We start from the raw sequence: 14,455 nt of genomic DNA, 5'->3' as shown, positions 1-14,455 counted from the left end.
GCTAGTAACTGTATTAATATTAGGTTGAAATTTAATTTATATTTTGTGGAAATTTCATTGTTATGTTATGTGGATTATAGCGAAATTTTAATGTTGATGCTTAACACTATATGACCAGGAGCGAGATCGAATCGACGAGGTTTAATTCGTCGTTCGGTATTTCGCTCCTAACCCTTATTTTCAAAAATAATACAATTACACCATTCACTTTGGTAATGTAAAAATAACCTCCAATGGATCTTTGCCTGCAAAAAATGCATCGTACAATTGCTTCACTTCAGGTGAATCCAAATCCTTCTCTTGCGAGTTAATCAACTCTTCCAATGTTTCCAGAACGCTTATTTCTCTTGCTGACAGCACCTTTGATTTCAGCAAGAGTTCTTTTTGATTAGGAAGCAATCCTCTAGGCCAGCAATCCGCATAAACGCCATGGTAAGTATCATACAAGAACGTAATTTGGCTTACGCCGGCATATTTTCTGACATGTGGATGCACCAGTAACAGAAATTGTGCAATGATCCCAGAACGCCATCTTATACTAGAGATTTCTTTGGCCTCATTGAGTAGTTTTGATTCCTTTCCTGGCGATCCGGTCACATCATCCAGTTCAAATCGGGAAAGGATTGTGATGGTCTTTTCTTTATCCACATGTTTTATTAATTGAATCACGATCTCTTGTTTACGCACCCCAGCATGAACAAATCCATTTAAGCAAGATATAATATCGTCTAAACTCGTAGCATGATCACGTATACATCGGATATATTCATTGAAAAGTTCATCAGAATATTTAACACTGATCTCATCCCAATAATACGATTGAACGATCGTCTCAATTAATGTAGCTCGGTCATATTTGTCATCAATTCGTGGGAGAAGTTCCATCATATATTCCACAAAATCATCACCACAATATTCTAGAATCGGCGGGATGTATTTTATTTTCTCAAGTAAAACAAAAAATGTCAGGTATTCTATCGTATCTTTATCTTTGGTTAGATATTTAAGTATTTCATTCATGTGAATACAACTCCAATTGTTCTAACTGTTTACATCCATCTGCCCAATCCTGCCAATCAGGTTTGGTATAATATTCACTCTCACATGCTATGTATAGATAATCTGCGATCATGGTGTTGTCTCCTTACATACTTATCTCAATATTTACTTTGAATTCTCTACAATGTAACTCGTTTCATTCTAAGGTCTTCACACCTGGTTTCATGGGGTCTTCCAGATGAATTCCGCTAGCCACTATACTTGTTATCACTTCAATTGAATCTTGACCCTTTGCTGAATACGCTGAGAAAGTGAACAGAAACATGCCATTGCCCAGCTCTTCCACCTTCAACTCAGTAATGCTATCGTTAGGAATATAGCCACTCGGCTCCATCCGGATGGACTCAACATTAGAGAACACAATGTGCCCATTAATAATGTCTTCATCTGAGTAATAATTCCACGTAGTCGTTCTAACTCTAGATACTGTGGTCACCTGTATTCTCACTTCGGAGTTCCAGCCATCCATAATGATTTGCTTACAACCACGATCACCAAGATAAATGGTTTGTATAAACGCTTTAGGATGCATAAAGGAGTGCCTCATTTCCTGCTTAGTTGCTCAAATCGTTTTGATCATTCTTTTCCAGGTTCTTTGAAATGCGTTGAAGTTATCTGCAATTTTATAAAGCCCCTCATTACGGGTAGGATCATCATAGTTCATATCCTTCCAATAATAAATTCTCTCCAGATCGTCCATCAAAATCTTGCCTCCAGCAGCAGCTTCTCCAATGAGAATGTGCCCAGTCGGAAATTCATCCTTGAACGTATTCCAATACGCAAGATCATATCGTTTCTCTACATGAACACCAAATATAACGTGTAATGGGATAACCTCATTTAATTCCTCCACTGCAAACGTACAGTAATGAACAAGCACTTTACCTCCATTATGATTTCTTAGATATGTCCTGTAGCCTTGAGGCAGCTTCCTATCTAACTTTTGTTCCAGCTCATCTAACATCACGTTGGTAGCGTGGTCGAAACTTCTAAGAAAAATCGGATGTCCTTTATCAATCGCTTGCCTATATTTCTCAACTTCACCTATAAATCGTTCCACATCTACTTCATGAAGATCATAAGGGCTGAACAACCACTGGACATAGTCACATTTCTTCGAATAATCCATCCTTATCCAATGAGATGGTTGGATTTTTAACATGTAAGACAAGCAACGTTCCCAAATCCACTCTTTCTTGTGCTCTAACCAGTTTGACCAACGTTCGATCTTATTTATATCTGTAGCGGACTGGAGCTCTACAATCGTTCTCAATACACGCTGAGCCAGTTCGGCAGTATACGGACTTGCCTGTATATCGTTATCAGAAGGAGTTAGGTTAAATTTCGCTTCAAGTAATACTCTATGGAGGGCAAGCAGTTCAGTTTCTTCCTCAACGATCAGTTTAGATCTGTGCATTCAAGTTACCTCCTCTTTCTCTCTAACCTTGGTTCTCCACCATAATGTCTACTCGTATCGACTTCCTGTATATAAGACCATTGCAATAAGCTTCCAATCTAATTGTTCCAATTGTTCTCTCTCGGATTCTGGGTACAGCCCATCCATATCCTCAATCCATGATGCCATTCCGTTTAAATAATCCTCCAGTGAAATGTTCGCCCAATCCTTCGAATTGTTCTTCAGATCATCTACTAAAGAGGAAATAAATCGAACTATATCTTCTCGATTCTCAATCTTCTCCAGATTCTCATAGATATTAGACATATCATTTGCTTCTGGACTACTCATACTGATCCCCCTTTCTCATCGTTATATATTGTGTCTAGACGCTTTGTTAGGTTTAAGCTTCCGTTTCTGACTGAGCTTTTTCTAAGCTTCTACCGATCCTGATCAGTAATTGAATCTGCTCATCACGTAAATGCTCATGCAATCCATCTATTTCATCATCTAAAAAGTTAAGACCGATATGTTCTAGACAAGTAGATAAGATAGCGATCATACCGTAAGGATTATATTGCTCCCACTCATCATATAATTTGCCCCAGTTCTCAATTACTTTAAGAAAACTCGCAAAATCATTTACTCTTTCGAATGCTTTATTCCAATTTACATGATCATTGCTCATTACGATTACACCCTTTCAACCATTGCTCATGTCATCTTTTATAAATGATCCATACTCCACATCCCCCCCCCCATGTTGGGTGTTTAACATTCAATTGCTGAAGTAATTCTCTCATGATTGCGGCATCTCTACTAAACCCGTTATCGCATCCCAAAACACATCCATGCCACAGAAACATCTGAGTTCGTCCTCGAAGAATTCATTCCACTGTAATACGAGTGCCAACAATTCAAGGTTGCATATATGTAAATCAAGCTCACTTTAAGATGCACGAAGTCTAAAGGGTTTATTGGTTAAATAAAAGCAAAGTGTAAATTAGAAACTTCAACTTAAAAAACTGGAGCAGAAGGCATAACCAGCCCGGCTCCAGTCAGTCTGTATATAACTGCTACACTTCTTCGTTCATCTCACGCTGTCCTCTTCCTATCGCACACTATAACCGATCTGATCTAAATACGAATAAAATTGCTTTCGCACTTGGTCAAAATCCTGCTTCTGTTCTGCTGATAATCGTTCCTCATGAATGCTACCATTCTCGTCCACAACAATGGCTTCATACTTCTCCATATTCTCGAACAAGACTTGAAATTCAATAAACTCTTCCTTCGAAAGCATCTCCTCGGCCGCCTTGTATGTTTCAGTACGGAATTGTTGACGGTCCATCAATTCCTTTTCTTCACTCGCACCTTCTAACCGTTCGAAGAAAGGTTCCAAACTTGCTGCCAGTTGGTTGTACTTCTCCTGATCCACTGTGCTCCATTGCTCCGGATGCAAGTCTCCTTGTGGGTCAGCGTGAGTTAGAGCCATCTGACCCAGCTGTTTCAGTAGACTCATATACTGCGTGAACTCATCGTCACTAAAATACGCCTTGGCTTCCTGCAGCTTCGCTTCCAAACGATTATAGTCGGCCGCTGTACCTCCCAACACGCTTATGTTTTGTTCAGAACCATAGATATCATCTGCAAGATAGGTGTAACCTGCATATGCTCCAGTAGGAATGATCAACACCGCCGCAATCACGGCTGCGACTATCCATTTACGTGGACGCCTGTTTCCCATGGACTTACTTCGGATCGCTTTCAGCATTTTTTCTTTTCCCTCCGACGGGTTAGACCACTTCCTTGTCTCCTTGCGATAGGCCGAACGTAATTCATCCTCCAGTTTCATGCCAATCCTCCACCTTTCCTATTTTCAAATGAATAGATCATACTCTTCTTCTGGCGTAACTTAGTCAGTGCAGCATGAATCCGAGATTTTACGGTGCCGATCGGAATATCTAGAATCCAGGCAATTTCTTCTTGGGTGTATTCGTTTAAATAGTGCAGGGTCACCACCTGCTGCAATTTGTACGGCAACCGACGTACTTGTTCAAGCAGAGGCTGATGTGCCAATTTACTGATCAGATCAACAGAGAAATCAATCTCCATACCCGTGTCTGATTTCTCGATCCGCTGATTGAACCGAAATTGGGTCAGCTTTCGCCGCCGATAATTTTTCACCTGACGCATCGTTATACCCATAAGCCACGGACGAAAAGCACGCCCTGAATCATATCGATCCAACGACCGATACGCATGAATATAAATATCCTGCACCAAATCTTCCGTATCAGAGACATGATTAATCAGAAACCGGACAGTCCGGTACACATCTGTTACCGTTCTCTCATACAACTCTCCATAGGCTTCATCATCACCAGCCCGTGTTAACGCTACAAGTTCTATGTATTCATGTTCCTCTCTCATCAGCCAGCCCCTCTCCTCTATTCACTATATATTGGCATAACGAGCCCATATCGTTCGATTTATATTTTAGAATTCATATTCATGTTGCTTCGTTAGCTAATGAGACATAGGAAAAAGCCTACCCTGTAACAGCAAAGATGGATTACCCCACCATTTGTGTTGGATAAGCTTGCATTTTGTCTTGGATAAGTTCTTTTCCAGTTATAAATAGCCACAATAGCAACTACGAGTATAATGAGTGCGAGTCCACGCGCGATCTCTGTTTAATAATTCTGATGCTTCAAACTATTAATCAAGAATTCGTTCGCTTAACGCTTTTTCAAGCAATACAAATATTGTTTTCTCCTTATAGTGCAACGAATAATTGGGATGATAGGTACGGTATGTATGGTACGGCAATGTCGAATGCACTACACGTGACAACACATTGGCTCCAATATCCTCAATGGATTCGAACCTCAAAGACTCATCGATGTTCCCCACACGACTAAATGTCTCTATCAGCCTATTATCGTAATACGGCCCCGTCAAAAATATGACAACGTCAGGTGCAAGCGCTGAAATTTCCATGGGCAAGACATTGTACTCCTGTTGAAGCAAACTTTCAATTGCATGTGGTGGTCTTGTATTGGCGTAATCAAACCGAACTAATTCAGTATGCAAAAATCCATCATCCCCCACCCCTGGCGAGATCACCCGGTAGAGCCTTCTCATTCCTTTCCAGAATGGCGTATGGTCATACTTACGGTGATATCGCAAATCCTCATACATCCATTGCAGAAACTTTACTATTTTCTCTCGTTGTATCTCTTTGTCATCATTAGCAAAAGTCTGTAAAGTCGTTTGGAACGGATCCCAACCATTCGTTTCTTGTCCTACAAAAAGAACCTTTCTCTTAGCCTTCCTGTAGGCCGGCAATACTTTAACTAAGAACGGGTTAGATAACTTTGCTAAGTCATCCGAATCTAATTGCTCCATCAGCTCCATTAACCTATACCAGCGCTCATCATAGGCCGCCTTCAACTGATTCTCCATATCCATCTCACGCGTGAATGCTTCTATGCTCATCTCAAAGTCTCCTTAATATACAACTAATTTCCCATTCGGATATTCGACTTTCCATCCAGATAACTTACGGTTTCAATCTACTCCTCCAATTCTTCAGATTTTCTTTAGAAATATACCCATGAAATCCTTAGTTTTTTTCAATATGATTCCTGTACGGCAGGAAGCTCGCAAAATATCCGTGACTCGTGCCCTATAAACGTTAAAATTCTATTTTTTCATAAAGGTGGAGTCCAAGACACAATGAAAGATTTGCTTCAAAACCTTAAATTATTTCAGTTTCTAAAAGCTTGTTATCAATCCAAAATAATCAGAGTGCTCATTCCTGTAACGATTCTGGTCATCATCTATGTATACGGTAGACATGAGATTCAGCGTATTAACATAGCTAGCATTATTCATGAAGTACATATGAAGCCAGTTCATGTCATCATTCAACTGATCATTGCTTCGTTTATAGCCGTATCTGTCATGAGCACGTATGATTTTCTAATTCGAAAACAATTTAAGCTCGATATTCATTGGATAACCACTTATCGCTATGCCTGGATCGCTAATACATTTAATAATATGGTTGGGTTCGCAGGTCTTACCGGTGTAGGATTACGTGCATTTCTTTATAAGAAAAGCGGTATTCCGATGAAAACAATGGGGGCTGCTGTCCTTTTTTTATCACCTATCTTATTAGTAGGTCTGTCCTTGCTGGGTGGTCTTGCACTAATCGGTATTTTTCCTGTAGAACCACTACTTGAACAACATCCCTGGCTTCGGCTCGGCGTATGGGGAGTTGCATTATACTTGCCATTTTTCTTACTCATGCAACGATCCTCCCTATTCGCAAAATGGTTTAATAAAGGCAATGGAAAGCTACCTTGGAACATGGTTATTGCTTCACTCGGTTGCTCTGTTCTGGAATGGGCATGTGCTGGAACATTATTTTGGTTGTTTGCTTTTTCTGATATGCATCCCTTACCGTTCGCTCCAGTATTCGGGGTATACGTTGTAGCCGCCATTGCGGGAATCATTAGTATGGCTCCAGGCGGCATTGGTGCCTTTGATCTGATCGCGCTGCTTGGGCTGCAAACATTAGGTGTTGAGCCTTCACGAGCACTAATGATTTTGTTGTTGTTCCGCATGTTTTACTTTGTCATTCCTTGGCTCATCGGTCTGTTGTTGGCTGGGCTTGAGATGAGCCCAAACCGTGAGCAATGGCTTGAAATGATGAAGACTTGTTTCAATGCTATACGTAACATTTGGGACAGATTCTGGAATTGGCCGTCCCGTTTCAATTTGCTTAGTGATCTGGGTGCATGGGTGCTTGGCAAGCTCGTATTTGCTAGCGGTGTCCTTCTACTATTCTCTGCGGTTACACCAGGCCTTATGAATCGCTTGCGCTTCATGGAACATCTGTTACCTTTATCGCTGATGCGCTTATCTGAACAATTGTCCGTAACCATCGGTATCATGCTTATCGTCATCTCACGAGGGATATCCATGCGTATTCGCCGAGCTTACTTATGGACTGGAGCTTTGTTATCAGCAGGAGCTATTTTCACATTTGCCAAAGGCTTTGATTACGAAGAAGCTCTTATTTTACTGACCGTGGCTTTCATTCTGTGGATATCCCCTACTCAGTTTAATCGAGAAAGTGTCCGTATATCTGCACGCAGCTTCTGGATCTGGACGATTCTTGCTCTAGTCTCATCGTTGTCGTATTACATTATAGGTTCACATCTACATCCAGCTATTCTGCAACATTTGCCTCTGCCGGCTCAAGAATGGGTGCTGCACCCTCATGATTATGTATTAACAGCGCTTGGTGGGTTAATGGGGGCTTTAATTGTGCTGGCTTTTGTCTTCACATTGCGTCCGTCTGTCTATACAGAAATGCGCCCTGCTGAAGAAGATATCGAGAAATTCACTCAGTTTATCGCCACAGAAGAGGGTAATCTGTTAACGCATCTCCTCTATCTGGGTGACAAAAATTTTTACTGGGCTCAAAATGATCAGGTTCTGATTCCCTACGCTCAAGTACGTCAGAAACTCATTGTACTTGGTGATCCAATCGGCAATAAAAACCTTGTTGGTGCTGCGATTCAAGAATTTCAGAACTATGCGCATCACTATGCATTGACCATTGTTTTTTATCAGGCCACACCTGAATATCTATCCATCTATCATGAGAATGGCTATAAATTTTTTAAATTAGGCGAAGAAGCTTTAGTACCTCTAGATACCTTTACATTAAGTGGGAAAAGCAAACAAAACTTACGCACAGCTATAAATAAATCAGATCGCGAAGGACAGATCTTTGAAGTATTATCCCCGCCATATACATCAGAGTTACTATCTGAATTGCGTCAGATTTCGGACGAGTGGCTTGGCGATCGTAAAGAAAAAACGTACTCATTAGGGTGGTTCAACGAAGCCTATATCCAGCGATCACCCTTAACACTACTTCGTAATGCACAAGGCCGTATTCTGGCCTTTGCAACACTCGCTCCATCCTATAGTCGTAATCAGGTCATCTCTATTGACTTGATGCGCCATCTGAATGATACACCAAACGGCACGATGGATGTGCTATTTGTACGATTGATCGAATGGGCCAAAGAACAAGGTTATTCTTACTTTAATCTCGGAATGTCCCCTCTCTCCAGCGTCGGTGAGAATCAGAACTCACATCGTGAAGAAAAATTAGCTCGTCTGGTCTTCCAATATGGTGGGTACTGGTATGGATTTGAAGGATTGCGTCGGTACAAAGAAAAATTCTCTCCGGAATGGCACTCACGATATTTAGCTTATCCTTCAGGGATGGCACTTCCCATGCTTACACTTGATCTTGTCCGCTTGGTATCCCGTTGTCCAGAATGATATTTCTCTTGAACCCGATACATTGATAAATCTGTATAGGAGTTGAGCACTTGAACCGTTTCAGTCAGTCCTCCACTAAATCAACCTGGCTTTCCCTGCTTTGGCTAGCAGCAGTTCCACTATTAAATATTTTCTACGGTATACTAAATCGACCGGGGGATCATGTCTATAGTCTTGCAACAACACTCGATCCCATGATCCCCTTTGTCCCATCTTTTATCATTCCTTATGTATTATGGTACCCGTTCATTACAGGTGCATTAATAGCACTTGCATTCAAGGACAAGCGAACCTATTTTCAAACGCTAATTGCACTTTGCAGCGGTCTGGTGATCTCATACGTCTTCTTCGCTCTGTTCCAGACAGCGATTGAGCGCCCAAACATCCAGGGTGAAGAAGGCTTTCTTTACATGATGGTTAATTACATCTACCTTAACGATCAACCCTACAACTGTTTTCCGAGTATTCATGTGCTCACCAGTTATCTGATCCTTAGAGGAACCCAAGTATTTGGACGAGTGATATGGACGATGACTTCCACCCTCTCCATTCTTATTATGATGTCTACCGTACTGGTGAAACAACATGTCGTCGTAGATATTGCAGGTGGAATCCTGGTTGGAGAGCTTTGTTTCCGATTGGCTGGAATAACCCTCTATTCACTCTCAACCCGTGTTAAATCGATTCGATTGGAGTGAGATGAACGGTGACAGAATTTCCATGGATTTATCGCAAGCATAGTATTCGATTCCATATCCTTATCCGTTCTGGTTTCAGTTTTCTGATAGCCTTTCTCATGACCTTCATATCCCTGCTGCCACTTACCGCATTTCATCATCTAGCCAAGCTGTATCTGTTCCAATTTCATCTGACATACCTTGTTCCTATCCTATTTACTACTTTTTTTGTCATATCCTTTTTTATTCTGACCCATCGCATTGTTAAAGAAATTGCCACTTTGGACAACGCGATACACATCATCTCGGGAGGGGACTTGAGCTACCGGGTGCCTCCATTTCAGCTTGTTGAATTAAGAAAAATTTCGTCTCAACTTCATTCCATAGTGGAGCAATTACAGGAACAAATGATCGGGGAACGTGAGCGCGAGACCGCCAAAAGGGAATGGATTGAAGACATATCCAATGAGCTTTACGCACCTCTAAAAGGAATAATTCAAAACATGGAGTTATTAAAATCTAAATCAGTTCCGAACCAAGAAGATTATATGCGAATTGTACACGAAACACATACAGCAGCCTTTCAATTTCGAAATCTAATGAATGATTTAATCCAACATGCCCGACTATCCTCTCATGATCACCAGTTGAATTTAAAAGAAACCGAAGTAGTTCATCTTATGAAGCGAATCACTGCTGACTTCATATCGATAGCGCGTGAGGATGACTTTATGGTGGAAAAAGAATTTCCGCCTTCTCCTGTTATGGCCTGTATCGACCATGAAAAAATAGAAATGGCACTCCATAATCTGCTGTATCATGTGCTCAAACACTCTGCTCATCCAGGCATCATTCGCCTAATCTTCAAAATAGATCACAGGCAGCTCATCATTGGAATTGAAGGCAATCTCTACTCCCATTCTAATGAAAACAGTGAGCATATAGATCATACGCAGCAGCATAGATCATCTAGCAATGCATCAGATATATATACCAGAACTGCAATGGGTCTTCATATCGCCAGAACGATGATCAAATTGCAAGGTGGCACGTTAACATTAAATGACGAGAACAACATTATGATTGTGACTTTGCCACTTCATCAATGCTCCTGACTATCCACACTATCAAGTCTTGCCAGTACCTGGCAGGGCTTTTTTTCTGTGTAGTTGTTTGGTTTTACTTATGTATTCTTTAGATTTTCTTCAGAAATATACTCATTAATTCCTTAGTTTTTTTCACTATGATTGCTATATCGACAAGAGAGGAGGCAAAACAATGATCAGTAATACGATCTTAGAGTTACTTCAGCAGCATGGATATCTGATTTTTTATTTTGCCTTCTCGTTAGGGCCTTTCGGCATTCCAATCCCGAATGAGATCACAATTATCAGCGGTGCCATTTTGAGCCACACGGGTGTTATCAATTCATGGATCACATACTTCTGTATTTTATCAGGACTATTAACGGCCATTACCTTCGCTTATTTTGCAGGAAAGTTATTTGGATCCAAGATAAAACACAGATTTCAACATAACAAGCACTTCGTCAAGGCAGAACTGATTCTGAATAAGCGCGGCAATTGGGCGATGTGTATTGGTTTGTTCATTCCAATCGTACGGTATGTTCTCCCTTTGGTCATTGGACTGAGCGGCGTACAGTATAGAAAATTTGCTCTCATCTCATATTCCAGTGCTTTGCTTTGGAGCATAACCTATTTTACGGCTGGAACCTACTTTGGCGCTCCCATCTTATCTACGCTTCAATTATTTCATTTTTGACCGGATTAAATCACATATCATGACTTGCATGGAGGAACCCAAATTGAATTCTAATAACCCTGTTTTATTTTTGAAGAGCTTTCTTCAAAGTCCTAAACATGTTGGCAGCATCATGCCCAGCTCCCGGTTTCTCGCCAAAAAAATGGTGAATCAAGCTTCTTGGCTAGAGGCAAAAGCAGTCGCCGAACTCGGATCAGGTACAGGTGCCATCACACGTTATATTCATCAACAGGCGCAGGATCGTACCAAAGTATTATTGTTTGAGATGAACGAAACGATGAGGAATAATCTGCACACCACATACCCGGAATTCTCCTGTTATCCAGATGCAGCTCGATTAGTAGAGTCCATGAATCAAGAAGGCGTTCAGCAACTGGATTATATTTTTAGTGGGTTGCCTTTCTTCAACTTTGAGCCTGAATTAAGAAATACGTTGGTAGAACAGATCCATAAGGTACTCAAACCTGGAGGGTTATTCATCGCCTTTCAATATTCACTTCAAATGAGAAAAACATTATCCGAACACTTTATCATCGAAAAAATAGAATTAGTGCCTATGAATATCCCTCCTGCGTTCGTTTATGTCTGTCGCAAAAAGGAAACAATTTAAACATCCTGGGCTATCGCTTACACTGGTGTTATCCTCTCTATAAGGAATATTGATTTTATTTATAACAGGTCATAAAAGGAGTGTTGAAGTATGAGTACCGTTCTCGTTGTTGATGATGAACCCGATATCCGAGATGTCATTCATGTCTATTTACGTAACGAAGGATATCACGTCATTGAAGCAGCCAATGGTGAAGAAGCTCTGAATATTATCAAAACAACATCAGTACAGCTCGTTATACTGGATGTTATGATGCCCGTTATGGACGGAATTAAAGCCTGCTTCAAAATAAGAGAAGTATCCACCACTCCCATTATTATGTTATCCGCCAAGGAAGAAGACATTGATAAAATAACGGGGCTGACTACCGGGGCTGACGATTACATGGTCAAACCGTTTAATCCATTAGAATTACTGGCTCGTGTTAAGGCTCAGCTTCGGCGTCAAACACTGATTGGCAAAGCAGAATTCAATTCTCTTATCCTAATTAAGGATCTTGTTATTGATACAAGTAAACATTCTGTGAAGCTCAAAGAGAATGACATTTCACTAACTCCACTGGAGTTTTCCATTCTAGTGTTGCTTGCCAGCCATCCTGGACAAGTATTTAGCTCCGAGAAGATTTACGAAACCGTGTGGAAAGAACCTTACGGATATTCGGATAATACGGTGATGGTTCATATTCGTAATCTAAGAGAAAAGCTGGAAATGAACCCGAGAGAACCTCAGTATATTAAAACAGTATGGGGAGTGGGCTATAAAATTGATTAAACGATCTAACCCCTTACATCGAAATCGAAAGAAAAAAATTCAAATCAACATTTTGATTCGAGTTATTTTGAGTACCATTGCTGCTGCTGGCTTTAATAATATGCTCATTTTCCTTTCTATCGAGGTTTTTAAAGCTTGGGAGCAGGCTTGGTTCCGTAATTCGCTTCCGTATGTCATTACTCCGATTTTTATATTGACTTTCATCCTAACCTTTCTGTTATTAACTCGTCGAATGGTTAAAGATATTATTCGCTTGGAGCAAGGACTTCAATTCATATCTGAGGGTAATCTGGACTACCGGGTACCCGTTAATCGACAAGATGAGCTGGGTCGAGTCGCTTCCAACATTAATCACATGACTGAACAGTTGCAGCTACAAATGATCAAAGAACGTGAGTTGGAGAAATCCAAGATGGACATGATTACGGGTATCTCTCATGACCTACGCACACCGCTTACCAGCATAATCGGATATATTGAGCTTCTTAGAACAGAATCCTTTCAAGACAAAACAGAGTATGACCGCTTCATTCAGAACACCTATAACAAAGCAACGCATTTAAAGAAGCTACTTGATGATTTATTCGAATACACACGTCTGACCTCAGTAGATACCCAATTGGATCTGAAAAAGGTTGACCTATATCAGCTCTTAGACCAGTTGTTGTTTGAATTCGAACCTTTAGCTCAGGAGAATGGTATTCATATCGAGAAAGAGATCGGTAATGCCCCAATTATGGCCTACGTGGATAGTGATAAGATTGCGCGCGCTATCGATAATCTTCTCATTAACGCCCTGAAGTACTCCTTTAAACCCGGTGTGATTCATATTCGAATGAGTGTGCATCATGAGCAGATTACCATCCAAGTCGAGAATAAAGGTGCACCGCTCACAACGGAGCAAAAAGATAAATTGTTTGATCGTTTTTATAAGGTTGATTACTCTCGAAGCAGCGAAGGCATTCAAACAGGGTCTGGTCTGGGTCTTTCGATTGCAAGAAATATTGCGGAGTTACATCAGGGCACCTTGACACTTCAACATACCCACAACTTATTTACGTTCCAATTAAGCTTGCCTTCTAACATCAAGTGATACATCATGAATTCAACAATGGAGGATACCGCGATGAAAACACCCGAACCCCTTCTTTTCCTACAAGGATTCTTAAAGAACCCCAAACGAGTGGGAAGTGTCCTACCCACTTCCAAATTTCTAGCCCACAAAATCGTCCAGTCTGTAAGGTGGGATGAGATTAGAACCATTGCTGAGCTGGGGCCAGGAACAGGAGCTATCACACGTCTCATGAGAGAGCAATTGCCGCAATCTGCAACCGTGTTTTTATTTGAGAGAGACCCCAAAATGAGAAGTAATCTGAAGAAAACATATCCTGAATTCATGTTCCATTCGAATGCATCCTATCTATTAAAAAGGATCCAGCAAGAAAATGTGCACCAGTTGGATTGGATCATTTGCGGACTGCCCTTTTTTAATTTTTCCAGAGAAATGAGACAAAACATCCTGTCACAAATCCATACAGCGCTCCGACCTGGAGGTATGTTCGTGTTATACCAGTACTCACTTCATATGAAGAAACGATTAGCTGAACTATTCGAGATTGAAAAAATCCAATTTGAGCCCTTCAGCTTCCCTCCTGTTTTTGTGTATATTTGTCGTAAGAAGGACGAGGAAGGACACAGTGAAACGAGAGAATCGGGGGAAACCTGATTGCATTATTACTACAGCACACCATTGACTTATGCATATGATGTTTTGTTACCTTCTCATTT

General features: G+C 40.8%; 16 protein-coding genes. 8 read left to right on the top strand and 8 right to left on the bottom strand.

Annotated features, from left to right (window positions below):
* Positions 1–204: 204 nt before the first annotated feature.
* From M3636_RS27050 to M3636_RS27015, 8 genes are all read right to left on the bottom strand, one after another.
* A complete protein-coding gene (locus M3636_RS27050; RefSeq protein ID WP_251384579.1) occupies positions 205–1,020 on the bottom strand; it encodes a hypothetical protein in 816 nt (271 codons plus the stop codon).
* Between the two features lie 175 nt (positions 1,021–1,195).
* The gene (locus M3636_RS27045; protein ID WP_145408733.1) at positions 1,196–1,591 is read right to left on the bottom strand and encodes a DUF6258 family protein; all 396 of its coding nucleotides are present in this window, start codon (positions 1,589–1,591) and stop codon (positions 1,196–1,198) included.
* Positions 1,592–1,621: 30 nt separating this feature from the next.
* On the bottom strand, positions 1,622–2,476 hold the full coding sequence (locus tag M3636_RS27040; protein WP_251384578.1) for an SMI1/KNR4 family protein: 855 nt from the start codon (positions 2,474–2,476) through the stop codon (positions 1,622–1,624).
* Between the two features lie 48 nt (positions 2,477–2,524).
* Positions 2,525–2,806 carry a DUF7660 family protein gene (locus tag M3636_RS27035; protein ID WP_251384577.1) on the bottom strand — a complete coding sequence of 94 codons (282 nt, stop codon included), beginning with the start codon at positions 2,804–2,806 and terminating at the stop codon, positions 2,525–2,527.
* Positions 2,807–2,858: 52 nt separating this feature from the next.
* Positions 2,859–3,143, bottom strand: coding sequence for a hypothetical protein (locus M3636_RS27030; RefSeq protein ID WP_251384576.1), 285 nt, complete (start codon positions 3,141–3,143; stop codon positions 2,859–2,861).
* 423 nt (positions 3,144–3,566) lie between these two features.
* Complete coding sequence (locus M3636_RS27025; RefSeq protein ID WP_251384575.1) at positions 3,567–4,310, bottom strand: DUF3600 domain-containing protein; 744 nt, start codon at positions 4,308–4,310, stop codon at positions 3,567–3,569.
* Complete coding sequence (locus M3636_RS27020) at positions 4,307–4,888, bottom strand: sigma-70 family RNA polymerase sigma factor (protein WP_251384574.1); 582 nt, start codon at positions 4,886–4,888, stop codon at positions 4,307–4,309. Before M3636_RS27020 ends, M3636_RS27025 begins: the two co-directional genes overlap by 4 nt.
* Before the next feature lie 288 nt (positions 4,889–5,176).
* Positions 5,177–5,956, bottom strand: coding sequence for a hypothetical protein (locus M3636_RS27015; RefSeq protein ID WP_128103487.1), 780 nt, complete (start codon positions 5,954–5,956; stop codon positions 5,177–5,179).
* Positions 5,957–6,196: 240 nt separating this feature from the next.
* Here M3636_RS27015 and mprF point away from each other — a divergent pair, with 240 nt between their 5' ends.
* The 8 genes from mprF to M3636_RS26975 all read left to right on the top strand — a co-directional run bounded on the left by mprF (position 6,197) and on the right by M3636_RS26975 (position 14,393).
* Positions 6,197–8,827: a bifunctional lysylphosphatidylglycerol flippase/synthetase MprF gene (gene mprF / locus M3636_RS27010; RefSeq protein ID WP_251384573.1), complete on the top strand. Its 2,631-nt coding sequence runs from the start codon at positions 6,197–6,199 to the stop codon at positions 8,825–8,827.
* A gap of 50 nt (positions 8,828–8,877) precedes the next feature.
* Positions 8,878–9,525 carry a phosphatase PAP2 family protein gene (locus tag M3636_RS27005; protein WP_128103489.1) on the top strand — a complete coding sequence of 216 codons (648 nt, stop codon included), beginning with the start codon at positions 8,878–8,880 and terminating at the stop codon, positions 9,523–9,525.
* Positions 9,526–9,533: 8 nt separating this feature from the next.
* Positions 9,534–10,619, top strand: coding sequence for a sensor histidine kinase (locus M3636_RS27000; RefSeq protein ID WP_251384572.1), 1,086 nt, complete (start codon positions 9,534–9,536; stop codon positions 10,617–10,619).
* A gap of 163 nt (positions 10,620–10,782) precedes the next feature.
* Positions 10,783–11,286, top strand: a complete 504-nt coding sequence (locus M3636_RS26995) for a DedA family protein (RefSeq protein ID WP_251384571.1) — start codon at positions 10,783–10,785, stop codon at positions 11,284–11,286.
* A 28-nt stretch (positions 11,287–11,314) separates the two neighbouring features.
* Positions 11,315–11,896 (top strand): class I SAM-dependent methyltransferase, encoded by a 582-nt coding sequence (locus M3636_RS26990; protein WP_251384626.1) that lies wholly within the window; start codon positions 11,315–11,317, stop codon positions 11,894–11,896.
* Between the two features lie 90 nt (positions 11,897–11,986).
* Positions 11,987–12,667, top strand: coding sequence for a response regulator transcription factor (locus M3636_RS26985; RefSeq protein WP_056702257.1), 681 nt, complete (start codon positions 11,987–11,989; stop codon positions 12,665–12,667).
* Complete coding sequence (locus M3636_RS26980; protein WP_251384570.1) at positions 12,660–13,760, top strand: sensor histidine kinase; 1,101 nt, start codon at positions 12,660–12,662, stop codon at positions 13,758–13,760. The genes M3636_RS26985 and M3636_RS26980 overlap by 8 nt, the downstream gene beginning before the upstream one ends.
* Before the next feature lie 33 nt (positions 13,761–13,793).
* A complete protein-coding gene (locus M3636_RS26975) occupies positions 13,794–14,393 on the top strand; it encodes a class I SAM-dependent methyltransferase (RefSeq protein ID WP_251384569.1) in 600 nt (199 codons plus the stop codon).
* Positions 14,394–14,455 lie beyond the last annotated feature (62 nt).

Source organism: Paenibacillus sp. MER 99-2 (genome assembly GCF_023714095.1).
GTDB lineage: Bacteria > Bacillota > Bacilli > Paenibacillales > Paenibacillaceae > Paenibacillus.
This window is presented reverse-complemented; position numbering and strand designations above follow the sequence as displayed.